Raw genomic sequence first — 24,528 nt, forward strand, 5'->3', positions numbered from 1 at the left:
ATTTTTAAGTGGGATAAAAGGTTACTAAAAAGTTACCTTAGAACTTTGAAGTGCCTAACTTACTTTAAAGTGGGTTCTATCTTTTTCTTTTTTTCTGTTTCATAATAACAAATGTAAAGAAATTAGCAGGGGGTTTTTTATAATGAGTAATCATTTGCAAGATACAGTAACACTTCAAAACGGAGTCAAAATGCCTTGGCTTGGATTAGGTGTATTTAAAGTAGAAGAAGGGCCTGAATTAGTGAACGCCGTGAAAACAGCTATCGTCAAAGGCTATCGCAGCATCGATACGGCAGCTATTTATGAAAATGAAGAAGGTGTAGGAGAAGGAATTCGCCAAGGTCTGAAAGAAGCAGGTCTTTCACGCGAAGACATTTTTGTTACATCAAAAGTTTGGAACGCAGATTTAGGCTATGAAGAGACGCTAGCTGCTTACGAAACAAGCTTACAAAAGCTTGGCTTAGAATATTTAGATCTATACTTAATTCACTGGCCGGTAGAAGGCAAGTATAAAGAAGCGTGGAAAGCATTAGAAACGCTGTATAAAGAAGAAAAAGTAAGAGCTGTGGGCGTAAGTAATTTTCAAATTCATCATTTAGAAGACTTAATGAAAGATGGAGAGGTTAAGCCTGTTATTAACCAAGTGGAATATCATCCTCGTTTGACGCAAAAAGAGCTGCATGCTTTTTGTCAAAAGCACGATATTCAGCTAGAAGCATGGTCTCCGCTTATGCAAGGAGAATTGCTAGATAACGATGTGTTAAAAGAAATTGCTGAAAAACACGGCAAATCAGTTGCTCAAATTATTCTGCGATGGGATCTGCAAAACGGAGTTGTAACGATTCCAAAATCAACAAAAGAGCATCGTATTGTTGAAAATTCATCGCTATTCGATTTTGAATTGGATACTGAAGACGTAAGTAAAATTAATGAATTAAACCAAAATCACCGAGTAGGTCCAGATCCGGACAACTTTGATTTTTAATAGAAGAACTAAGAGGCTGGGAGAAACGTATTTTAGCCCAAGTGAAAAACGAACCATTGATCAACAAGTTTGATTAGTGGTTCGTTTTTTTTATGGTGAATACAGCTTCATCTGTTTCGTCCTTCCAGCGGTTGATTGAAGGGCAAGGCGAAGACTCCTGCGGGAAAAGCGAGACAGATGAGACCCCGCAGGAGCGTAAGCGACGAGGAGGCTCAGCGCCCGCCCCCGGAAAGCGAAGCCTTTCATGGAAATCAACGGCGGTGTCAAAAGCGGTTCAGCTCATGTATCTCATTTGTTCGTCTTTAGGTTGGATTCAGTTAGTTCTGTCCCGGCCTCTTTTTATGCATTATTACATAAATTTAACATTTTCTTCACAGTAAGCTAAAGGACGAGCCGTATCATAAAGAAAGGTCGTGAAAGATAGAGAAATCATTTCATTTTTAAGCGTAAAATAGGCGGTGTAACGATGACGAAACAAGCTTACTCTCACATACAATGTAAAAAAACATCAATGATTGATTTATTGCTGGATGCAGGAGTTTATAAAAAAGGAAACAAGCAGCTATACGAGCTTACGCTTCAAGAGCTAGAATCAGAATACGAAGCTGTTTCACAGCAGCGCATATCTCAATGAAATTTTGATACATTGCTAGAATTTGTTATAATAGAGGAAAGGATAGGAGTTGATTTATATCGAAAAGCACCCGACAGACTCGCAGCCCATCCGTATGGATATCCTCGATTCTATATTTGCTAAAATGGTATTAAATAAGGCTATCCGAGATTTTAGAAGAGACCAAATTTTACGTGAAGTCGATCAAACATTAGAAGAAAGAAACAAAGAAAAATTTTTTCAATTAATTGAAGAATTAAAATCAATTTCGTAAAGGGCGTTCGCGCGATAGAATTTGATTTTATCATTTTAGCATATAAAAACAGGTAAGAAGCGGCATGCTTAGTTACCTGTTTTTTTGTCGTTTTATTGTAAAACAAGGCCTGATATAAGAAGTGCACCTTGCTAGTAAACAGACAAAAAGAGCAAGTCTAATGTACTCACTCTTTTCAGAAAGGTATGGGTGTTAATGAGAAAATGAATGTCACTCTCTAAATGTTGCGTGTGGGGTTTAGAAAGTTCTATGCATCTGCATATTTTCTACTTCATTCGCTCTATGTATTGTTAAAGTAACAATATAACCATATCTTATCACATGAAGGAAATTCGATTCAATATATTTATTGATTTTCTTTTTAAATTGTTCTAAATAATTAGTGAATGTAAAAAATTGTTTTTATTGGGTGAATATGTATCTATGAAAAAACAATAGAAAAACCTAGTGGGTTTTTATGGGAGACATTTGTTTATTTCTGACGGACTGTAAGCTTCAAAAGAGTACAATCCGTCCTGTAAATCAGTATTAAGAAAAAATGAGCTGAACCCAGTAGAATAGGAGGAAAAGAGTAACGATCGTGGTAAGCGGGATAACAATAAGTGATACTTTTAAATAATCTTTCCATTTTACCTTGATATGATTTTCTTTTAAAATATGCATCCAAATAAGAGAAGCCAGTGTTCCAATCGGCAATAAAAGCGAGCCCATATCACTTCCAATAATATTAGCAAGATAAATGGTTTTAAGAGTAATAGGATCGAGCCCCATTTCAGTCAAGGTAATGGTTCCGACCATCAGGGCAGGGTGATTGTTAAACAAGTTAGAGAGAATAGAAACAAGTCCTCCCATGATAAAGCTTGCTTCAAAAAGTCCTCGATTTACGATTGGTTCGCAAACTTTTACAAGCAGCTCCGTTAACCCTACGTTATGCAGTCCGTAAATAATAACGTACATCGAAAAGGCAAAAACAAAAATGTGCCACGGCGTTTTCTTTAAAATATCAATCGGGTTTGTACGTAAGTGATACCATCTCCAAACAAGCAAGATCAGTGAGCCCAGTACAGCAACCAATTCGATTGGTATGCCGAAATAAGAGGCGACAAATAGGAGACAGCGCATAACAAACACAAATAATAAAACTTTCAGCATAAATTGTGTGCGTTTACGTTTTGTTTCAACAGAAATGCTTCCTTTTAAGGGGTGAAACTGTTTCGTAAAGAAACTTTCTTCTATATCTTTTGAAGCATGCGGCAGTTTTTTTGGCAAATGGCGTTTTACGACCGTATACATGAGCCAAGACATAAATAATAAACCAAGTGTCGCCGGTACAAACATCATCGCTGTGTGCATATAAAGCGACATATGAACAATTTTTAAGGCAATCAAATTGACAATATTACTTACACCTATAGGCGCACTGGAAGCGGTAGCAATAAGCGCTCCACTTAAAAGGTAGGGGATCTGCTGGTGGGGTTTTAGCTGAAGGTTTTTCAAAAGTAGAATTAAAATTGGAGTGGTAATTAAAATACTGCCGTCATTATTAAATAGTAAAGTCATTAAAAAGCAAAGCAGTTGAATGTACCAATATAATCGGTACCCTGAGCCCTTGGATAAACTCACTAGTCGTGCAGCAGCCCAGTGGAAGAATCCGAAACTTTCTAATATGACGGCCATGACAATGGTGGCAATAATGGTGATAGAAGCGCCGCTTATCTTTGCAAAAATATCAACAATGTCTGATTTGGATACAATCCCTGTAAGCAGGATAATGGCTGCTCCTATGGCTGCCGGCCATGCTTCGTTGATGCCGTTTGGCCTCCAAAAAATGACGAGCATTGTCATTGTAAACACGAAAATGGCAATTCCAATTTCAATATTCATCAGTATGCTCCTTTCTTCTAAAATTTGTAATGAATATACCCTTGCATGTCCCTTACACTCTATTTATATTCATTTATTACTAGAAGGATTGTGCATAAGACCATTTTTGCTAATATGTTTGTTTATCTTGCCAAGGCACGTATCATCTCGGGAGAGGAGCCTATAAAAAAGAGGCTGGGACATAACTAAATCCATCCAATCTAAAAAGAAATCAATTGAATAAAGGAGCTAGTATGCGTTGCTTTTTACACCGCTGTTGATTTCCGTGCAAGACTCCGCTTTCCGCGGGCGGTAGAGCCTGGCCCTCCAATCCACAGCTAGAAGCCACTACATACATGAAACCTACGTTCACGTTTATCATCACAATGAAAAGATCCGAACGGTGTACCGTTCGGATTTTCCTTCAACCAACTAACATACTTTTGTTCCAGCCTGTTTAAGATTAGCAAGTATAGGTTTTTTCGTGTAAAGTTAGCGCTTTTATCTGATCGTGATCAGGTTCATAGCCAATGCCTGGTGTATCGGGAACGGAAATAATACCGTTGTCGACCGTGATTTCCGGATGAACAATATCACGCGGCCAGTATTTAGATGATGCGGCCGTATCTCCGGGAAGTGTAAAATTAGCAAGTGTGGTAATGGCAATATTATGTGCTCGCCCTACACCTGATTCGAGCATGCCGCCGCACCATACGGGAATACCGTGAGTTTGACAAAGATCATGAATTTTTTTGGCTTCGGTTAGTCCGCCTACCCGGCCAATTTTAATGTTAATAATTTGCGTGCTTCCAAGTTTAATAGCTTTTCGAACGTCTTCAGCTGAATGAATGCTTTCATCCAAGCAAATAGGCGTGCGCATGCGGGCCTGCAGTTCAGCGTGATCAATTAAATCATCATGAGCTAACGGCTGTTCAATCATCATTAAATCAAACTCGTCAAGCTGAGCAAGGTGATCAGCATCTGCAAGCGTATAAGCAGAGTTCGCATCAACCATCAGCGGAATAGAAGGGAACTCGTTTCGAACGGCGCGCGTCAAGTTAAGATCCCAGCCCGGCTTAATTTTAATTTTGATTCGCTTATATCCTTCATTCAAGCCGGCTTCAATTTTGCGAAGCGTTTCGTCAATCGTAGGCTGAATGCCAACGCTAAGACCAACTTCAATTCGATTTTTACTGCCTCCTAGCGCTTTAGATAGAGAAAGGTTTTGCCTGCGCGCATACAAATCCCAAACTGCGCCTTCTAACGCCGCTTTTGCCATGTAATTGCCTCGAATATGAGCAAAGCGTTGAGATACTTCATCAGGATGCTGAATGTCTCTCTGTTGAAGCAAAGGAATTAAAAAATCCTCCATGATGTGCCAGTTTGTTTTAAGCGTTTCTTCTTTATAAAAAGGGTCGGCGCACGCTACGGATTCAGCCCAGCCCGATCGTCCGTCTTCGTCTTGAATTTCTACTAAAATAAAATCTCGATCCACTTCTTTTCCAAGACTTGTCGTAAATGGATGAAGTAAATCCATTTTTAAATGGCGTAAAATGACGCGTTTGATCTTCATTTTTGCACCTCTTTTTTCGTTAAAATGTAAAAATGAACGGGCGCGCTGCTTTCTGGATGCTTCATAAAATCTGTTACTTGGAATCCTTTTGCAAAACACGTTTGAAATACGTATCTTGTACGCATCCGCCAGTCCAATGCGAGAGAAGGAGAGACTTCTTTCATTTGCTGAAAAGCAGACGGAATAGCTACAGACACGACGTCACGACCCAACCATTTTTCATCAATACCTGTAACAGAAGGAAACCCTTTATCCGTTAATGTCCATTGAATGAGCGATGCGTCCATTATTTGATCTGGCGTATAGAGAGGCTGAGCTCGCTTTGTATCCTCTAAAGATGCCCATTCTACAACGAATCGATCAGAAGGCAAGTCAGCATTTAACGGATCATTCATGTCTCCGTAGCAGTTTTCAATATATGTAGAACAAACGGCTCCAAGCTTTCCAATATTTAAATACCCGTTGGCGCTTTCTAAAGGATCATACGTCCAGCTGATATATGAATAGCCCTTTTTTTTACTTTCCTGGCGCTGCGCATGCTTAAGTTTGGCACCGATACCCATGCTGCGATAGGCAGGGTCAACTGCTAATATATGAGAACATAAATACACGCAATTTCCGTCAAACCCTGGAAAGCTATATTGAAAGCCAATCAGCTTTTCATCTAAAAACGCACCGAGAACAAGACCTCCGTTTTTAACAGCGGTCAAAGTTTGATGGACAGGCGTTGCTTCTTCTTCTCCCCAGACGCGGCTTTCTAATGCGCGTACGTCTTCTAGTTCAGTGGTTGTTGTAAGTGAACGAATCGTTAAGGCTTCAGTCATTTGTTTCCTTCCTTTCTATTATCTATTCTAAAAAGATGCCTCGCTCGGCATAGAGTTTTTCCAAGCGTTCCTGTCTTTTTCCAGCCGTTTTTTCATCTCTTTTTTGCATGCTGCTAATGACAACTTGTGATAGGGCAAGAAGCGATAAAATATGTTCGGTTGTGCCGGCTAAAAGCGTGATATCAGCGATTTGACCTACCGGAGACAGCCGGCGGTCTGTAATGGCAATTACTTTCGCTCCTTGGTTTTTAGCCTGCTGAGTTACTTCAAGCGCTTCTTTTGTATAGCGCGGCAGTGAAAATACCACAACGGTTGATGCGCTCGTGAGATTGCATAGCGTTTCAAGCAAGAATCCAGTTGGAAAAGATAAAAGAACATGATTGCGAAGCTGATTCATTTTATAATACAGCCAGTAGGCTGCCGTATGAGATTCGCGGAAACCCGCAATATACACTTGATCACTTTTGATAAGCGCATCTACAGCTTGAGATAAATCCTTTTCGTCAACGGGGGAAAGCCATTCACTAAAAGGTTTCTTTTCTTCCGCTGCAGAATCAGCTGCATGCTTGTTAGCTGCTTCTTTTGATTCGGCAGAAGAAAGCCATTCTTTTCGCATTAGCTCCTGCAAATCTGAAAAACCATTTAACCCAAGTGCGTAAGCTAGGCGAATAACGGTTGTTTCACTGACACCTGCTTCTTTACCAATTTGCCCAGCAGTGTACAGCGAGCCTTTTTCCATAAAATTGACGAGAAACTCCGCCACTTTTTTTTGACCGCGAGAAAGGTCACGGAATTTATGTTTAATTAATTCTTGAAATGATGGATTCATATAGCCTCCTAAAAAAGAAGTTATAACTTCATAAAAATATATTAATGCATTTTTAACTTCATTTCAATTGCTGTTTCAAAATAAAAAGAAGCCCTCGTGATATAATAAATTGATTATTCAAAAATAAATGCCGTTATTCAAAAACGAATTGTATTTTATTCAAAAGTGAATAGAAAGCGGGGAGCATACATGAATTCAGAATGGAATGAAAATCAGTGGATCCTTCATTCATTAAAAGATGATTTGCTTGTGACGGATGAAAAAGGCATCATTGTCCGAATACATGAAGGAACGGGAAACATTTACGATGTAAAAGCTGAAAAACTGCTGGGAAAGTCTGTGTATGAACTTGAAAAACAAGGACTGTTTACCCCAATCGTTACCCCAATTGTGCTTGAAACAAAGAAGAAAATTACGCTTGTACAAACAACTAAACAAGGCAAGCAAGTGCTCGTTACGGGCATTCCGGTCAAAGATGAAAAAGGCGAGATTAAAAGAATCGTCAGCTATTCTCACGATGTGACGGAGCTGATGGAAATGAAAACATATCTTGATGCGATGGAAGGCGAAATGCAGCGCGTAAAGAGCGAGCTTATGCTGCTGCGGAACCAAAATCTATCAACAGAAGGAATTGTGTGCAACAGCGATAAAATGCAGCACGTTCTTCGTACGGCCGTTCACGTTTCGAACGTAGACGTAAATATTTTGCTTTTAGGGCAGTCCGGAGTAGGAAAAACGCATTTAGCCAAGCTGATACATAACAAAAGTACAAGAAGCAAAGGGCCGTTTATTGAAGTGAACTGCGGGGCGATTCCAGACCATTTATTTGAGGCTGAACTGTTTGGATATGAGGCAGGGGCTTTTACCGGTGCATCTAAAAATGGAAAGGTGGGGCTGGTCGAATTAGCAGACGGGGGCACGCTTTTTTTAGATGAAGTGGGAGAGCTGTCACCGGCGCATCAAGTGAAAATTTTAAAGCTCATTCAAGAAAAACAGTTTTATTCCGTTGGAGGAAGAAAGCCCAAAACCGTGGACTTTCGCTTAATTGCAGCGACGAACAAAGATTTAGAAAAAGCCGTCGCTGAAAAAGAATTTCGAGAAGATTTGTATTTTCGTTTAAGCGTTGTACCGATTACCATTCCATCTTTGAACGAGCGTCCTGAAGATATTTTTCCGCTGCTCACACATTTTGCCGAGCAGTTTGAAAAGAAATACAACCGAAAAAGAACGTTTGATAATGCGGTTATTCACGCACTGCTTGCACATGAGTGGAAAGGAAACGTACGAGAGTTAATCAATGTGATTGAACACGCGGTGGTTGTGTCTTCACAAACGCTGATTACAATGGAGCATTTGCCGCATTCTCTGCATAGGAAAAAACGGATTCAACACGTTGAAGAACATGGGGAAATGAAGCTTAATGACGCGTTAAACGAGCTGGAAAAAGAGATATTAGTAAGAGCAAAAAAACAGTATAAAACGACAACAGAAATAGGCGAAGCACTCGGAATCAGTCAGCCTTCAGTTGTTAGAAAATTAAAAAAACATTCCGTTTTTTAACGTCTTTGGCACGCTCTTTGCATGTAAAACAAGTACAAACACATTACTTGATAGATTGCGAGGAGGAAGTCAGATGACGCAGGCATCACTTACACAGTTAATGAACAGTTTACCGGATTTACTAGCACCAAGCATGGCGAAAGATCACCCTAATTTACCCGTGGTAAAAGCAGAGGGCTGCTACTACTACGGAGCGGACGGAAAAACGTATTTAGATTTTACATCAGGTATTGCAACAGCGAATACAGGTCATCGTCACCCTAAAGTTGTACAAGCGATTAAAGATAGCGTTGATCATCTTATGCACGGCCCGTCAGGTGTGATTATGTATGAATCCATTTTACAGCTGGCGGAAGAATTAAAAACAGTATTGCCAAGAGGCCTGGACTGCTTTTTCTTTGCTAATAGCGGAACTGAAGCAATAGAAGGAGCGTTAAAACTGGCAAAATACGTGACGCAAAGACCTTATACGGTTTCATTTACGGGCTGCTTTCACGGCCGTTCTCTCGGAGCGCTTAGCGTGACGACATCAAAAAGCAAATACCGGAAATTTCTTCAGCCATCGGGCTTAACGTATCAAGTGCCTTATGCAGACGTGACTCAGTGTCCAAAAGGAGAAGATCCGGAAATCTACTGCGTGGAAAAGTTAGAAAAAGATTTTGACACGTTGTTTAAGCATCAAGTAACGCCGGAAGAAGTGGCGTGCATGATTGTAGAGCCGGTTCTTGGAGAAGGCGGCTACGTAATCCCTCCGAAAGCATGGCTGCAAAAAATAAGAGAAGTATGTGATAGACACGGCATTCTGCTTATTTTTGACGAAGTGCAAACAGGGTTTGGACGTACCGGCGAGTGGTTTGCAGCTCAAACGTTTGACGTGACGCCTGACATTATGGCAATCGCAAAAGGCATAGCATCAGGGCTTCCGTTAAGTGCTACTGTAGCTTCTAAACAGCTCATGGAAAAGTGGCCGATTGGTACACACGGAACAACTTTTGGAGGCAACCCCATCGCTTGTTCAGCAGCACTTGCGACGCTAGACGTACTAAAAGAAGAAAAGCTGATTGAAAACTCAAAAGCAATGGGGAAATATGCAGCGGATCAGCTTCAGCATTTAAAAGCGAAGCATGAAGTGATCGGAAGCATTCGTTCAGTAGGACTAATGATTGGAATTGAAATTATTAATCCAAAAACAAAGCAAGGTGACGGAAATCTTCTTCTTGAGATTTTAGACAAATGTTTGGAAAAAGGGGTGCTGTTTTACCTTTGCGGAAATAGCGGAGAAGTGATTCGAATGATTCCTCCTTTAACGATTACAAAAGAAGAAATTGATGCCGGGCTTCGCGTGTTAGACGAAGCATTAACAGAAATCACAAGTCTTCACGTGATCTAAAGCTTTAAGAAGCTCTTTGTTTCAACGAAAGATAGATTGACCCATAATAAGGAGGAATCTGTTATGAACGGACTGGATATGACGGTTATGTTTGTCTATTTTGGCGTATTGGTTGTAGCTGGTATTATTGGCTCGTTAAAAGCAAAGTCATCAGAAGATTTTATTTTAGCCGGACGAAACTTAGGGATGTTCATGTATTTAGGGTGTTTGTCTGCCGTTATTTTAGGCGGAGCGTCGACGATTGGAACCGCTCAGCTTGGCTACGAGCACGGGCTGTCTGGCATTTGGTTTGTGACGATGATTGGACTTGGAATCATTACGCTTGGCACGATTTTTATTAAGCGGATTTCGTCGTTGAAAGTGACCACTATCAGCGAACTGCTAGGAAAAAGATATAACGCTCAAGCGCAAATTATCAGCGCGGTTGTTGCCGCTATTTATACACTCATGGTATCAGTCACTCAAGTGATTGGAATGGGAACGATCATTCATGCATTGCTTGGATGGAACATGACGGCATCGATGTTAATTGGCGGTTCGATTGTTTTGTTTTATACGATTCTAGGCGGAATGTGGAGCGTAACGGTTACTGATATTATTCAATTTGTTGTGATGACGGTGGCGATTTTTGGATTTATGCTTCCGATGAGTGTATCAGAAGCAGGAGGTTTCAAAGCCCTTACCGGAGATTTACCATCATCGTATTTTGATTTTTCATCGATTGGATACGGTCAAATTTTTCAGTATTTCCTTCTATATACGCTTGGTATGGCAGTTTCTCAAGATATTTGGCAGCGAGTATTTACGGCGCGAACAGAAAAAATTGCGCGAAACGGCTCTATTTTTGCAGGGGTGTACAGCATTGCCTACGCAATTGCGGGAAGTGTAATTGGAATGTGTGCGTATTTGCTGCTGCCAAACGCAGAAAGCAGTCAAAGCATTTTTGCGACGCTTGCGATTCAAATTCTGCCTCAAGGGTTATTAGGTCTCGTACTTGCAGGCGTTTGTTCGGCGCTAATGTCAACTGCTTCAGGAACGCTGCTTGCGTCTTCTACGCTGATTAGTAACGATATCATTAAAAAAGTGTGGCTTAAAAATATTTCAGAGAAAAACTATTTAGTTTTAACCCGTGTGAATACACTTATTGTCGGCGTGCTTGCTATTATTTTTGCTCTTTGGATTCAAGACGTACTTGTTGCGCTAGACGTTGCGTATGCCATTTTATCAGGAGCGATCTTTGTTCCGTTTGTTGTCTCGCTGTTTTGGAAAGACATTCATCCAAAAGCAGGAGTTTCAGCGATTGTTGTCAGTACGCTAGTAGTACTTGGAGGTCTATTGATTGAAGGGCTTTCTTCTACCACGCCAATCCTATACGGAATTTCAAGCAGCATCATTGTAATGGCTGGATTTGCGGTTATGGCTCGAAATAAAGAACTGTCTGATCAAGAAAAGGTTCAAGAAGATATGTGAATAAGGGGGTAAAAAGCTTCTCATAGTAAAGTGAGAAGCTTTTTAGCATTTTGTATGCATAAGTATAGACAACGAACGGCAAGGAGGAGTACACTAGACGCTCAGATTATAGAGATAAGGAGATTGGTACATGAAAAGCAGAACGTCCGTAATGGTTAGTATTGTGCTGGCAATGCTAGTGGCTTCGCTTGATTCAACGATTATGAATACGACGATGCCCGTTATTGCAAAAGAGCTTGGAAGATTTGATTTGTACGCGTGGTCGTTTGCTTCGTACATGATTGCAAGTACGATTTTATCTCCGGTAGCGGGAAGATTATCGGATTTATTTGGCCGCAAAAAAGTATTTGGGTTTGGAATTATTGCTTTTTTAATTGGTTCGATGCTTTGCGGCGTGGCAAATACGATGATTCAGCTTGTTCTTTTCCGTGCGGTTCAAGGAATAGGAGCCGGGTTTATGGTGGCCTTTCCCGCTATTATTGCCGGAGACTTATTTCCAGTGGAGAAACGAGGGAAAATTCAGGCGCTCTTTACAACGATGTGGGGATTATCAGCTGTGTTAGCACCGCTTTTAGGCGCTTTTTTTGTGGATTATTTAACGTGGAGATGGATTTTCTTTATTAATTTACCGGTATGTATCGTTTCGTTTCTAGCGTTAATGCCGTATCAAGAAAGCTATGAGCCGAAACGAGCAAAAGTCGATTACATCGGTGCCATTTTGTTTGGAGCGGGCGTTACGTCGCTGCTGCTCGTAACAGTAGTGGAACAAAACCGAATTGTGTATGCAGTAGCGGGACTTATTTTATTGGTCATTTTTTATCTCCATGAACGAAAACATGCTTCTCCGATTGTACCGTTGTCTATGTTCCAAAACAAAACGCTGTCATGGATTAATATTAATGCGTTTATTGGAACGGTGGCTTTATTCGGAACGTCAAGCTACATTCCGTTATTTTTACAGCGAGTAGCGCATTTGTCACTGTTTATGAGCGGAGTGGCGCTGTTAGGAACAGCGGTTGGATGGATGTCTGTGTCCGTGCCGGCAGGTAAATGGATTTTAAAACACGGCTACAGAAAGCTGTTGTTAATCGGGAATGTGCTGCTGGTTGGTTCGGGAACACTTCTGCTTATGCTAAATGAAAGTCACGGCTTCTTTTATGTGTTTTGCGTCATGATTGTACAAGGACTGTCGTTTGGTCTGCTTTCTACGGTTGGAGTCATTGGTGTACAGCAATTAGTAGGAGGACATGAAAGAGGTATTTCAACGTCATTTTTTATGTTTTGCCGAAACATGGGAACAGCAATCGGCGTTACGATTATGGGTGCGTTGCTCACTTCAGGCGGAAGCTTCATGGCAGGCATTCATCACTTGTTTTTATTTGGATTTGCCGGAAGCATCGTGGCGTTATTAACGTCGTTAAAGATTCAAAACGATACGGAAACAAAGCACAATCGAGCTGCTAGTTGAGGGAATTTATGCTAAATATGTTTATTTCATAAAAAAACGGGAAGAAACCAAATAAGGTCATAGAATTGCCTGAGAAATCGTAGGCATATTCTTCTTCTTCTTTCACTTACTACATGTGGGACGCCGGGTATCGGCGTCTTTTTTTTGTGCTGTAAAGAAGCTGCTTATATTATCCATAAGTAATCTTGTTCAAATAATGGGACTTTTTACAAAAATAAGTCTTTAAATGGTAAGTGACATTAGGTATAATTTAGTGGTTATTTAGCATATTTTAGAAATGTTTGACTGAGTTTGTACGAAAAAGTGAAAGGGGATATTTCATGTCATGGCTCACCAAATGGTCGTTCAAAAATAAAGCGGCTATTACCATTATGTCTATTTTAATTTTAGCTTTAGGAGTCATTAGTTATTTTACACTTCCGATGGAGTTCCTGCCGACCGCTGATCAGCCTCAAGTGTCAGTAGTAGTTATGGGGCAAGGAACGGATGCAGACTCGATGGAAAAACAAGTTACGTCACCAATTGAAGAAGCGGTAGCCGGTGTTAAAGGAAAAAGCAACGTGTATTCAACAACGGGAGACGGCTATTCCAAAATCGATATTTCATTTGAATCCAAAACGGATATGAAAGAAGCAAAAACAAACGTCCAAGAAGCGCTGTCTTCGGTGCAGCTTCCAGCCAGCGTATCAAAGCCTAATGTTATTCAATTAAATACCTCTATGATTCCCATCGCAGATATTTCACTCACATTTAAAGAAGGATTGACAAGAGATAATCTGGATCTTGCAGAGAAAAAACTGATCCCTAAATATAAAGACATTAAAGGCATTGCGAGTGTTCAAACGTATGGAACAGCGGATTCCTACGTATCTATTAAAGTTGACAATAAAAAATTGTCACAAAAGAACGTAACGATTGATAAAGTCATCAGCGTGTTAGAAGGAAAAAACACGTCCCTTGCAGTTGGAGAAAAAGTCATTAATAACAAGTCGAGCAACATCAATGTAACAGGTAAAGTTGACAGCTTGGACAAAGTGAAAAAGCTGCCGGTTGCACAGGGTGTAACGCTAGGCGACCTTGCAAAAGTAGAGGTCAAAAAGCCTGAAGGCGTCGTGACGCATATTAACGGAAAAGATGCACTTTTACTTATTGTGACAAAAGACAGTCACTCAAACGCCGTTAGCATTACAAAAGAAGTAAAAAAACTGTCTCAGCAAATTAGCAAAGACTATAACAATGTGGACGCTTCTGTATTTTTTGCAACGGGAGACAGCGTACAAAACTCTGTTCATTCCATGATGAAAGAAGTGTTGCTAGGCGCACTTTTTGCGACCGTTGTCATCATGCTGTTTTTACGCAGCGTTCGCTCTACGTTTATTACGATTGTATCCATTCCGCTATCGCTTTGCTTTACGCTGTTCTTACTGTCTAAATCAGGCGTAACGCTCAATATTTTAACGCTTGGAGGAGTAGCCGTAGCGATTGGGAGATTGGTAGATGATAGCATCGTTGTTATTGAAAACATCTTCCGGAAAATGCAAAAAGAAAAGTTTTCGCTTGGGCTGATTATTGATGCCACAAAAGAAGTAGGCTCTGCTATTACCGCTTCTACGCTAACGACAGTAGCCGTCTTTTTACCAATCGGTCTTGTAAATGGAGGGCTTCAGGACTTTATGCTTCCTTTTGCTCTAACGCTGACGTATTCGCTGCTGTCTTCATTAATTGTGGCGCTTACCGTTGTACCGTTAATGAGTGCAGGATTATTAAAAAATGAAAAACTTCGCAAGCACAAGCAGCCGGTTCGTTTTACAAAGGTCATTACGTGGTCGCTTAATCATAAATGGGTGGTGCTGCTGCTTTCGCTGCTTTTATTTGTCGGATCTATTGGCGCCTACACGATGATGCCTAAAGGAGCGGTTGATAACTCTTCATCTGACTTTGTAGGCACAACGTTAAGCTATCCAAATAACACGCCAATTAAAACCGTAGAAGAAAAATCACTGCAGCTTGAACGCTATATTTTAGCTCAAAAAGAAGTAAAAGAAGTATACATGCAGCTTGGTAATACGGACGAAGGAGCCAAGTGGGGAGACGTTGGTTCGCCTACTGAAGCTACGTATACGATTACCGTAAAAGACGGTGGAAACACTGATTCGCTAATGAAACGAATTCAAAATCAAAAGAAACTCTATGACGGAGGAGATCTTAGCGTCAGTGCAGCTTCACTAATGGGAGCGTCTACTACTTCCATTACCATTGATGTAATTGGAAACGACATGAACAAGTTAGAAAAAACGGCAAGCAGCATTAAGAAAGAAATCAGCGATATAAAAGGAGTAGACAAAGTTTCTACGAACCAAGACGAAAAGAAAACGATTTACTCTTTAGACGTAGATCCAACAAAAGCGAATACGCAGCAAGTAGCGCAGCAGCTTGGCGTTATGCTGAATAAAACGCCGATTGGAGCGATAGATTTAGAAGGCAAGCAAGCAAACGTACTTCTTGAATCTGTCTTAAATCCAACGTCACCAAAAGAGTTAAAAGATATTTCTATTATGACAGAGACAGGACCGTCACCTGTTTCAAAAGTGGCTTCACTAACGCAAGCTGAAAAGCCAACAAATCAGTTTCATAAAAATGGAGACCCGTATATTCAAGTAACAGCGGATGTCAATCCAGAAAAGCTTTCAGAGATTAATAAAAACATCCAAACAGCGATCTTTGGAGACGGTAAGAGTAAAGGGTTATCCATTTCAAAAGATGTTGACGTTGTAATCGGCGGAGCAAGCACTCAGCAAGGTGAAGATTTCTCTGACTTGTTCATTACGATGCTCGTGTCGATCGGTATTGTGTTCTTAATTATGGTGATTACGTTTAAAACGATCCGTACGCCGTTTGCCATTTTATTCTCACTTCCGCTTGCAGCCATCGGTGCCGTTTTAGGATTATTAATTAGCCGTATTCCAGTAGACGTAACGGCTTTACTTGGAGCATTGATGCTGATTGGTATTGTTGTAACCAACGCCATTGTACTATTAGACCGCGTGAAGCAAAATGAAAAGAAAATGATTATGCGCGATGCCATTGTAGAAGCAGCCGCTACGCGTATGCGTCCAATTGTCATGACGTCTGCTGCTACGATTTGTGCAATGCTGCCGCTTTTATTTAAACAAAGCGAAAGCGGAAGCCTCGTTTCTCAAAGTCTTGCAGTCGTTGTAATCGGAGGATTGGCCGTTGCGACTCTGCTTACACTTATAGTCATTCCAGTTGTGTATGAACTGCTTCACTTCAGAAAATCGAAAAAGCAAAGAATACAGCAAAAACAGCAAGAAGACGTAATGCCGCTATAATGTTTAAAAGAGGTTAGGACATAAGTAATTTAGTTGAAGGAAGAGGCTGGGACAAAAGGATTTTAGACAAAGTGAAAACCGAACCATTAATCAAGATGTTTGATTCGTGGTTCGGTTTTTTTGTTAGGGTAAACATAGGTTTCATGTGTGTAAGTCTTTCTAGCAGTTGATTGGAGGGCAAGGCGAAGACTCCTGCGGGAAAAGCGGAACAGGTGAGACCCCGCAGGAGCATATGCGACGAGGAGGCTCAGCGGCCGCCCGCGGAAAGCGAAGCCTTGCACGGAAATCAACTGCGGTGTCACAAGCGGCTCAGCTCATTCTCTCATTTGTTTGTCTTTAGCTGGAATTGATTTGGTTACGTTCCAGCCTCTTTTTTATGAAACTTTTTGGCTAGTCAAACGTATAGTTAGATAAAGAAATGGAGGGATAGTATGTTTCGAATAAAAGAGCGATGTTCCGTTTGTCAAAAAGAAATTCAGCCGAATGAAGAAGTGTGGATGCGAATGAAGTATCCGAGTAGAAGAGGGATGACCGAAATTAAAGCTTTTTTACATCAAGAGGCGCAGTTTGTATGCATGGACTGCTTTGGAAAAACAAAAAAATGAGTCAAATGCACGTGTTCTCTTTTCAAAATATTGACATAGTATACTTTATAGTTTAATATTTAGATAATTATCTAAATACTTAAATATGATGGAGATGAACTTCAATTGAATGAAACGTTTAAAGCCTTAGCGGATCCCACTCGCAGAAAGATTTTAGAGCTGCTAAAAGAGCGGGATTTAACCGCAGGAGAAATTTCCGAGTATTTTAATATGACCAAACCAAGCATCTCAAATCATTTAAAAATCTTGAAGCAAGCGGACCTCGTTCAAGATGAAAAAAGAGGGCAGTTTGTGATTTATTCATTAAATACAACCGTTTTTCAAGATTTAATCGGCTGGTTTTTCAGCTTTCAGAAAGGAGAGAGTTAAATGAAAAAACACGTATTTCCTTTAAGCATTACCCTTTTCACACTAATTGCATGGCTGGTTGCACTGCCGCACCTTCCAGCTACGATGCCCATCCACTGGGGAGCAAATGGAGAAGCAGACGGATTTGCAACGAAGATAAACGCAATGATCTTAACAGTAGGCATCATGCTACTTATCTATTTTATCATTGCATTTGTTCCGCGAATTGACCCTCGTAAAGAAAATTATAAGTACTTTTCAAAAACGTATAATATCCTGTTAAACGCCGTACTGCTATTATTCTTTTTTGTAAATATGAGCACTATTTTACAGGGGCTGGGGTATAACGTGCCGATGTCGTACATTGCTCCGATTATGGCTGGACTCGTTTTTATCATTATCGGAAACTACTTGCAGCGCGTACGCTCTAACTATTTTATGGGGATTCGCACACCGTGGACATTGAGCAATGAAAACGTATGGAAAAAGACGCATCGTTTATCTGGAAAGATCTTTTTTATCGGCGGACTGCTAATTCTTATTAGCGCTTTTTTACCTGATGGATACAAGTCAGTTATCTTGTGGGGTAGTATCGTTCTGTGCGTGGCGGTTCCTTATCTGTATTCGTACGTGGCGTATAAAAAAGAAATGAATATGTAAGCACACAAAAAAATCCGGTGAACACACCGGATTTTTTTATGGGTAACATATCAGCCGTAACGCCACCGTTCGTGTCACGCCGGCTGATGAGAATAAATACAGCATAAAGTATGAAACGCGTTTCAGGTCAAGAGCTGTTATAAAAAAACTTACATTTGCTTACGATCGCTTGCTTCAGGGGGCTTTTCAATCCACCCGTTTTTAATCATCACTTCGCTGCAGCGCCCCGCTACTTTTAAGTCCCGTAAAATACACGCTTCACAGTGACCGACAATATCAAGTCTCATGCTAGTGGTCATTGCCGTTGCGTAATAAGTAATGGCTACTTTAAACATTGCGCCTGCATGAAACGTCATCAGCTTTTCTGAAAAAGGCGCGTGCGTAGACGTTGTGATTTCATTATCCAAAAGCGGAGGCGTATGAAGGTTTTCTTCGTGCATGATGGAAGAATAAAGTTCAATATGCTTGTGGGCCACATCAAGTCCCGTCTCCATGACTTTCTTCACGTCTTTTCGTTTGCTCACTTGTTTAAAAGCAATTAAAAGCGCTTTGGTTGCCATGCTTTTTCGTAAATTAAAATAAATATTCCCAGCTTCCGTTGCGTTTAAAAGGCGCTGCTTTCCGACAAAATCAAGAGCGTAAGTCAAATCTGTGATCGGCTCTTGTTTTTTCGGATTTAAAAAATAAGGAGCCGGCACATAAAGATTTTTTGCTAAAAGCAGGTCGAGAGACCGATTATATACTTCCATCACGTCCAAATTACACTGATGATAATAATCTCGAAGATCTCGGCGAACTGACACGCTAAATGAAATGCCGTATCCTGCCAAGCCGTGAATCGTCATGTCGTGAAGATACTTGAGCCAAAACGAGTCTGTAAAAAGCGGAGGTGCGTGCAAGTCCACATCTTCATCTGTAAAACCTTTTGGCAGCGGAAAATGCTCGGCATGAAAAATGGCAGTCAGCAGTTCAATATGCTTTTTCGATAGCTCTAGCGAAAAGGCAAACAGCGACCGAATCTCTGCATCCGTGACCGTTGCAAGAACGTGTTTTGCTACACAAACCGCCAGCGTATCCTGCTGATACTGCGCGCATAGACTCGTTATTTCAGGCGAAGTCAAACGCTTGCTTTCTGCGTTCAATTGGCTTTCCTCCTATCTATAAAAATGGTACGTATCTATGAAAAAACAGATAAGTATAGTGTGGACAAGGGTGTGTTAAATTATTCCATGAGCAAAACGCTTATTAATGAAGAGTTAAAAAAGGTGCTCGCTGATTGTTAAGTAGATAAATTATTTTTTCTAGGTGATGTAAGAATATAAGAAGGAAGTTTGTTCTTGATTAAGATCAATATCTGATTGAACACGACATTTGCACTAATTAGTGGATATTTATCGAAAAAATGTTCTTTATTGAGGTTTACTTTTTGTAGTTTGTTCTCTATAATAGTCATTACTTGGTGATTATTTAGTAAAAAAGAATTAAAAACAAAGTTTGATTAGATATATATGACAAATAACAGGGTGTAGTGGTTATCTTTGTTCTTAATAAAGAACAAGGAAGTCGTGAGAGGAGAAAATATGAGTGCAATAGCTGGAATTTACCATTTCAATAACAATCCCGTATCTCATGAAGAGGTAGCTAACGTTCTTCAAGCTTTATCCAAATATCCAGTTGATGACATACAGGTATGGAAAAAAGAAAGTGTTGCACTTTTGAGCCATACTCAATGGATTACGTCAGAATCTGTTGGAGAAAAATTACCTTATTATGACTACGAGAAGCAATTAGCTATTACCGCAGATGCGATTATTGATAACCGTGAAGAATTGGTAGATCAGTTGCAAATCAAGGATATCTATAAAACGAAAATTACAGATAGTGAACTGATTTTGCTTGCGTATCATAAATGGGGAGAAGAAGCTCCGAAATTTCTAGTGGGAGACTTTGCTTTTGTCATTTGGGATGAGAAACAGCAAAAGTTATTTGGAGCAAGGGATTTTTCAGGAAACCGTACTCTATATTTTTTCAAAAATGCTACAAGCATGGCTTTTTGCACCGCTATTAATCCGTTATTTTCGCTACCTTATATAAAAAAATCTTTAAATGAAGAGTGGCTTGCAGAATTTTTAGCCATTCCAATAACATTTGAGTCAACGGATGCTGCATCAACTGTTTATAAAGAAATTCAACAAATACCGCCTTCCCATTCAATAACCATTTGTCATAATCGGCTTGAAGTGAAAAGGTATTGCATAGTGCGAGAAGAGAAAAAGCTAAAACTAAAATCAAACGAAGAGTACGAAGAAGCATTTCGCGATGTATTTCAGCAAGCTGTAGATTCTAAGCTAAGAACCCGATTACAGGTCGGCGCTCACTTAAGCGGAGGATTGGATTCAGGATCAGTAGCTGGTTTTGCTTCTAAATCTCTTTATAAAGAAAACAAAAAATTACATACATTTAGCTATATCCCAATAAATGAGTTTGAGGATTGGTCGCCTAAAAGCAGAGTGGCAAATGAAAAGCCCTTTATCAAATCAACTGTTAATTACATAGGTAATATAGAAGATAATTATTTTAATTTTGAAGAAAAAAGTCCTTTTTCCGAAATTGATGAATGGCTTGAAATATTAGAAACACCTTACAAGTTCTTTGAAAACAGCTTTTGGCTTAAAGGTATTTATGAACAAGCCTCTAAAAAAGGAGTAGGAGTTTTACTAAATGGGCAGAGGGGGAATTGGACAATTTCCTGGGGGCCAGCGCTAGATTATCAGGCACAGCTTTTAAAGAAGGGAAATCTAGCTAAATTTTTGCGAGAGCTACGTTTGTATAGCAGGAATTTAGGAGTAGGAAGATCTCGTGTTCTTCCAGTAGTAGCGAAAAAAGCTTTTCCAAGGTTGCATTCGCTCATCTCATCAAGGCAGGGTACACCATATCCACCTATCATTAATCCTGACTTTGCCCAGAGATTTGATGTATATGCCAGACTAAAAGAACATGACATCAATACGGATGGCTTACTTACTAAAAGCGCTTATGAAATAAAGAAAACACAGTTTTTACAGCCATATTACTGGAGTATTAACGGTACATATACGACAAAGCTTTCGTTATATCATTCTTTATGGGATCGTGATCCGACAAACGATTTAAGAGTTATTCGTTTTTGTTTATCAGTTCCTGAAACGCAGTTTGTTCAAAATGGTCAAGATAGATCTTTGGTTAGAAGAGCAACTAAGAATGTTCTTCCCGACGATATAAGGCTTAATCAAAGAACAAGGGGCTTGCAAGGAGCAGATGGTATTCAGCGTATGATACCAGAATGGAATTTGTTTATAAATGAAATGGAAAAAGTAACAAACTCTGATTTTATAGCTGAATATTTTGATGTGACCTTAATAAAGGCCGCTTTGGCAAATTTAAGGGACAATCCTAAACCGGAATCTGTATTCAGCACTGACTTTAAACTGTTAATGCGAAGCTTAATAGTATATCGATTTATAAATAAGTTTCTTTGAAGGGGGGTGAAACTATGAAAAAAGAGTGGAAAAAGCCAGTACTAGAAGTACTTGATGTAAATATGACGATGGCCGGTCCAGGAACTAGTATTCCTGATGCGGTACAGCCAGATCCAGACGAAACAGTTCATTACAGCTAATTTGAATAAATGATTATAGACAATAATTGCCCTGATACACATTAAGTTGTATGAGGGCTTTTCAAAAAATTAATAACATCTGGAGTGAAATTAATGATTAGTATCAAAAAAAAATATACTTACGATGCTTTTGGGCTAAATATTTTGAGTGAGCTGTCTTTGCCAGAATTAAATCGTCCAGTTTTTCCAGGTGATCATATAGACGTTTCTATTAAACTTTCAGACTTATTAATAGACAAAATTGAATTAGATCAAAAAAACGGCTTTACGGTCCGAAGTCATTACGTAGCGTTTGAAGTTCCTAGTCTAGCTATATTTTCTATAAAGAACGGAAAAGAAATTATAGTAGCACCCCTTAATGACTTTGATGAAGCTAAAGCAAGGCTATATGTGCTAGGAACTTGTATGGGAGTCATTTTAATGCAGCAGCAAACTTTGCCTCTCCACGGCAGTGCAATAGCTATAGATGGAAGAGCTTATGCTATCGTTGGCAATTCTGGAGCCGGAAAGTCTACCTTGGCGTCAGCTTTTATTCAGAAAGGATATAAGCTTATAAGCGATGATGTCATTCCTCTTACGTTTTCAGATGAGCGTATTCCGATGGTTCAACCAACATATCCTCAGCAAAAGCTGTGGGAAGAAAGCTTAAACGAGTTCGGGATTGATTCCAGAAAATATAATCCTTTGTTTGAAAGAGAAACAAAATATTCAGTGCCCGTAAAAGACAGTTTTTATAATCAACCAATTCCTTTAGCTGGCATCTTTGAGCTTGTAAAAGGGAGCGGGGAATCTGTAGAAATTCGTCAAACAAATGGATTAGAAAGCTTTCGGATTTTACTTCACCATACGTTTCGAGGTTCACTTTTGCAGAGGCTAGGGTTAAAGGAGTGGCATTTTATTTATTCTTCAGAGATTCTTAAAAGCGTAAATACGTTTCAAGTAACGCGATCTTCTTCGAACTTTACCCCGTATGAGTCGGTCTCCAAAATACTAAATATAGTGAAAGAAGGGAATTTAATTGATTAAATCAGAGCAGATTCTACCTAAGCATGTTGTAACACAGAGTGAGGGAAATATCGTAAGTGATATGGGAAATGAGAAAGTTATGCTAAATATTGAAAACGGTAAGTACTACAACCTAGGTGAAATTGGAGGAGATATCTGGGAAGGTATTAGTAAACCCACACAAGTAAACGAATTAGTGAATCATATTGTAAAAAAGTACGATGTTCAAACGGATAAATGTGAAAAAGAAGTTATTTCATTTTTAGAGAACATGTATCAAGAAAATTTGATTGAGCTGGTTGTGGAAGACTAAATTTTTATGTGTATTTTATATGAATAATATTGGAGTAGCTGTAATGAAATTGATAAAAAAAGCTAAAAATTTTTTATGCTTAGATACCAGTCAAAAGCTTTTGTTAATCGAAGCATTTTATTATCTTGCTTACGGAAGAATACTTAAAGCACTGCCATTTTCAAAGGTTACCCCTATGTTAGGAGAGCATATGAAAGAAAGCAGCATGGATGAAGATAGCTATGAAACTAAAACGTTAAGGCATATTTCGAACGCTATCTATCAAATGAGCAGATATACTTTGTGGGAAAGTCAATGTCTCGTAAAAGCCTTCGCAGGTATGAAGATGCTAGAAAGGCGCCGTATTGAGAGCACGCTGTATTTAGGTACGGGAAAAGATGAAAACGGGAATTTTATTGCGCATGCCTGGCTGCGAAGCGGCTCAACATATGTAACAGGGTCAGAGGGAATGGAAAGGTTTACAGTCGTAGGGAACTTCTCTAAAACCTTGAATAATAAAGGGAATCGAAAGGAAAAACGATGATAGATAAACAACCAATAATTGATACAAGTCAGTCCAAAGAGCTTCATTTTTTATTGATGCTGTTAAGAGAAGAGAACACATCTGAAGAAATCATACCCTTAAAAGAGCTTGATTGGAATCATTTTCTTGAGCTAGTAAAGCATCATCGAGTTTGTCCTTTAATTTATATAAGGTTAAAAGATAGGCCTGATGTTGTTCCGACGCATGTGATAGAAGCGCTGTTTCAAGAATATAAAAAAAATACCTTTAAGATGCTTCAGCTAACTGGAGAAATGGAAACTTTAGATAAGGTGTTTAACGAAAATAATATTGAAACTTTATTTTTAAAAGGGCCGCCGGTTGCTAATGATCTTTTTGGAGATATTTCTCTTCGAATGTCCAAAGATCTGGATATTTTAGTGAGAGAGGAAGAACTGGAAAAAGGAGAAAATATTCTTCTCAGCCTAGGCTACGAAAAGGAAGAAATACCAACTGTATTAAATGAAATAAAATGGCGCCATCACCACATTGCCTATTATCATCCAGAAAAAAAGATTCAGGTTGAAGTTCATTGGCGGCTGCACCCTCGTTCAATGAAAAGAACGAGGTTTGAAGAACTGTGGAACGGAAAAAGAGAAAGTCAATTAACCAAGCATCCTATATCTTTTATGGGTACAGAGGATTTGCTGCTGTATTTAATTTCTCATGGGGCTCGTCACGGCTGGTTTCGCCTACGTTGGTTAAAAGATATTGACCAAATGGTAAGGAACAAAGATATCAACTATGTGCGTTTTAAGGCACTGGCAATCAGGCATCAGCAGAAGCACTTAGTAGGGCAGGCATTTCAATTATCTACTCTGTTTTTTCAAACGCCGGTACATGAAGAGATTCAGGATATTGTAAATACGAGGAGAGCTAATCGATTAGCAGAAAAAGCAATTCCTTATATAAAGAAAATGGTTCAATTACATGTGCATCCTCAGCCGAAAAATCTAGAAAAGTCCTATAAAAACTATTTATTCTCAATAAAAACCAAACGACAAAAATGTAAATTTTTCATTATTTCATTTTATCCCAACCCTCTAGATGAACGAACCTTTAGGCTACCGAAAAATTTGTATTTTTTATATTTCTTACTAAGACCATTTTTGTGGTCGTGGAGAAAACTAAAGAAGCCAGTGTTATTTTAAACTTTTTCTTGCAAAATGGTTAGCACATGTGAATTAAGCGCGGGTGGG

The 24,528-nt window shown here is 39.5% G+C and carries 24 protein-coding genes; 19 read left to right on the forward strand and 5 right to left on the reverse strand.

Features of this window, described 5'->3' with window-relative positions; translation table 11 throughout:
• The first annotated feature begins 142 nt into the window (after positions 1-142).
• From ACMX9J_RS15830 to ACMX9J_RS15845, 4 genes are all read left to right on the forward strand, one after another.
• Positions 143-985, forward strand: a complete 843-nt coding sequence (locus ACMX9J_RS15830; protein ID WP_416225957.1) for an aldo/keto reductase — start codon at positions 143-145, stop codon at positions 983-985.
• 92 nt (positions 986-1,077) lie between these two features.
• Positions 1,078-1,365, forward strand: a complete 288-nt coding sequence (locus tag ACMX9J_RS15835) for a hypothetical protein (protein ID WP_416225958.1) — start codon at positions 1,078-1,080, stop codon at positions 1,363-1,365.
• 86 nt (positions 1,366-1,451) lie between these two features.
• Entirely contained in the window at positions 1,452-1,619 is a 168-nt protein-coding gene (locus ACMX9J_RS15840; RefSeq protein ID WP_080754385.1) for a Fur-regulated basic protein FbpA, read from the forward strand.
• 49 nt (positions 1,620-1,668) lie between these two features.
• Positions 1,669-1,872, forward strand: coding sequence for an IDEAL domain-containing protein (locus ACMX9J_RS15845; protein ID WP_016766443.1), 204 nt, complete (start codon positions 1,669-1,671; stop codon positions 1,870-1,872).
• Between the two features lie 528 nt (positions 1,873-2,400).
• Here the strand turns inward: ACMX9J_RS15845 and ACMX9J_RS15850 are convergent.
• The 4 genes from ACMX9J_RS15850 to ACMX9J_RS15865 all read right to left on the reverse strand — a co-directional run bounded on the left by ACMX9J_RS15850 (position 2,401) and on the right by ACMX9J_RS15865 (position 6,961).
• Positions 2,401-3,756 (reverse strand): arsenic transporter, encoded by a 1,356-nt coding sequence (locus ACMX9J_RS15850; protein WP_033578244.1) that lies wholly within the window; start codon positions 3,754-3,756, stop codon positions 2,401-2,403.
• A 442-nt stretch (positions 3,757-4,198) separates the two neighbouring features.
• A complete protein-coding gene (menC, locus tag ACMX9J_RS15855; protein WP_416225959.1) occupies positions 4,199-5,308 on the reverse strand; it encodes an o-succinylbenzoate synthase in 1,110 nt (369 codons plus the stop codon).
• Positions 5,305-6,132 carry a GNAT family N-acetyltransferase gene (locus ACMX9J_RS15860; protein WP_416225960.1) on the reverse strand — a complete coding sequence of 276 codons (828 nt, stop codon included), beginning with the start codon at positions 6,130-6,132 and terminating at the stop codon, positions 5,305-5,307. Before ACMX9J_RS15860 ends, menC begins: the two co-directional genes overlap by 4 nt.
• A 22-nt stretch (positions 6,133-6,154) precedes the next feature.
• Positions 6,155-6,961, reverse strand: a complete 807-nt coding sequence (locus tag ACMX9J_RS15865) for a MurR/RpiR family transcriptional regulator (protein WP_416225961.1) — start codon at positions 6,959-6,961, stop codon at positions 6,155-6,157.
• Positions 6,962-7,150: 189 nt separating this feature from the next.
• On the opposite strand from ACMX9J_RS15865, the gene ACMX9J_RS15870 reads away from it, so the two are divergent.
• From ACMX9J_RS15870 to ACMX9J_RS15910, 9 genes are all read left to right on the forward strand, one after another.
• Entirely contained in the window at positions 7,151-8,521 is a 1,371-nt protein-coding gene (locus tag ACMX9J_RS15870; protein ID WP_028407737.1) for a sigma-54 interaction domain-containing protein, read from the forward strand.
• Between the two features lie 73 nt (positions 8,522-8,594).
• A complete protein-coding gene (locus ACMX9J_RS15875) occupies positions 8,595-9,911 on the forward strand; it encodes an aspartate aminotransferase family protein (protein ID WP_014461245.1) in 1,317 nt (438 codons plus the stop codon).
• Positions 9,912-9,974: 63 nt separating this feature from the next.
• A complete protein-coding gene (locus tag ACMX9J_RS15880; RefSeq protein WP_033578249.1) occupies positions 9,975-11,381 on the forward strand; it encodes a sodium:solute symporter in 1,407 nt (468 codons plus the stop codon).
• A 130-nt stretch (positions 11,382-11,511) separates the two neighbouring features.
• Positions 11,512-12,849 (forward strand): MFS transporter, encoded by a 1,338-nt coding sequence (locus ACMX9J_RS15885; RefSeq protein ID WP_328171279.1) that lies wholly within the window; start codon positions 11,512-11,514, stop codon positions 12,847-12,849.
• A gap of 320 nt (positions 12,850-13,169) precedes the next feature.
• Entirely contained in the window at positions 13,170-16,199 is a 3,030-nt protein-coding gene (locus ACMX9J_RS15890; RefSeq protein ID WP_416225962.1) for an efflux RND transporter permease subunit, read from the forward strand.
• Positions 16,200-16,365: 166 nt separating this feature from the next.
• Positions 16,366-16,539 (forward strand): hypothetical protein, encoded by a 174-nt coding sequence (locus ACMX9J_RS15895; RefSeq protein WP_182028386.1) that lies wholly within the window; start codon positions 16,366-16,368, stop codon positions 16,537-16,539.
• Between the two features lie 91 nt (positions 16,540-16,630).
• Positions 16,631-16,804 (forward strand): hypothetical protein, encoded by a 174-nt coding sequence (locus ACMX9J_RS15900; protein ID WP_047751510.1) that lies wholly within the window; start codon positions 16,631-16,633, stop codon positions 16,802-16,804.
• A 105-nt stretch (positions 16,805-16,909) separates the two neighbouring features.
• Positions 16,910-17,173, forward strand: a complete 264-nt coding sequence (locus tag ACMX9J_RS15905) for an autorepressor SdpR family transcription factor (protein WP_013082079.1) — start codon at positions 16,910-16,912, stop codon at positions 17,171-17,173.
• Entirely contained in the window at positions 17,174-17,812 is a 639-nt protein-coding gene (locus ACMX9J_RS15910; protein WP_047751509.1) for an SdpI family protein, read from the forward strand. It begins immediately after the preceding gene.
• Positions 17,813-17,961: 149 nt separating this feature from the next.
• On the opposite strand, the gene ACMX9J_RS15915 is transcribed toward ACMX9J_RS15910, so the two are convergent.
• Complete coding sequence (locus tag ACMX9J_RS15915; RefSeq protein ID WP_416225964.1) at positions 17,962-18,954, reverse strand: DUF3231 family protein; 993 nt, start codon at positions 18,952-18,954, stop codon at positions 17,962-17,964.
• 438 nt (positions 18,955-19,392) lie between these two features.
• Between ACMX9J_RS15915 and ACMX9J_RS15920 the strand changes: the two genes are divergently transcribed.
• The 6 genes from ACMX9J_RS15920 (at position 19,393) to ACMX9J_RS15945 (ending at position 24,480) form a co-directional block, all read left to right on the forward strand.
• Positions 19,393-21,330: an asparagine synthase-related protein gene (locus tag ACMX9J_RS15920; protein WP_416225965.1), complete on the forward strand. Its 1,938-nt coding sequence runs from the start codon at positions 19,393-19,395 to the stop codon at positions 21,328-21,330.
• A gap of 14 nt (positions 21,331-21,344) precedes the next feature.
• Complete coding sequence (locus tag ACMX9J_RS15925; protein ID WP_014461234.1) at positions 21,345-21,470, forward strand: paeninodin family lasso peptide; 126 nt, start codon at positions 21,345-21,347, stop codon at positions 21,468-21,470.
• Between the two features lie 93 nt (positions 21,471-21,563).
• On the forward strand, positions 21,564-22,496 hold the full coding sequence (locus ACMX9J_RS15930; RefSeq protein ID WP_416225966.1) for an aldolase: 933 nt from the start codon (positions 21,564-21,566) through the stop codon (positions 22,494-22,496).
• Positions 22,489-22,788 (forward strand): lasso peptide biosynthesis PqqD family chaperone, encoded by a 300-nt coding sequence (locus tag ACMX9J_RS15935; protein ID WP_416225967.1) that lies wholly within the window; start codon positions 22,489-22,491, stop codon positions 22,786-22,788. Before ACMX9J_RS15930 ends, ACMX9J_RS15935 begins: the two co-directional genes overlap by 8 nt.
• 43 nt (positions 22,789-22,831) lie before the next feature.
• Positions 22,832-23,311, forward strand: coding sequence for a lasso peptide biosynthesis B2 protein (locus tag ACMX9J_RS15940; protein ID WP_416225968.1), 480 nt, complete (start codon positions 22,832-22,834; stop codon positions 23,309-23,311).
• Positions 23,308-24,480: a nucleotidyltransferase family protein gene (locus ACMX9J_RS15945; protein ID WP_416225969.1), complete on the forward strand. Its 1,173-nt coding sequence runs from the start codon at positions 23,308-23,310 to the stop codon at positions 24,478-24,480. Before ACMX9J_RS15940 ends, ACMX9J_RS15945 begins: the two co-directional genes overlap by 4 nt.
• Positions 24,481-24,528 lie beyond the last annotated feature (48 nt).

This window comes from Priestia sp. RMT2NF4 (genome assembly GCF_047872835.1).
Classification (GTDB): domain Bacteria; phylum Bacillota; class Bacilli; order Bacillales; family Bacillaceae_H; genus Priestia; species Priestia zanthoxyli.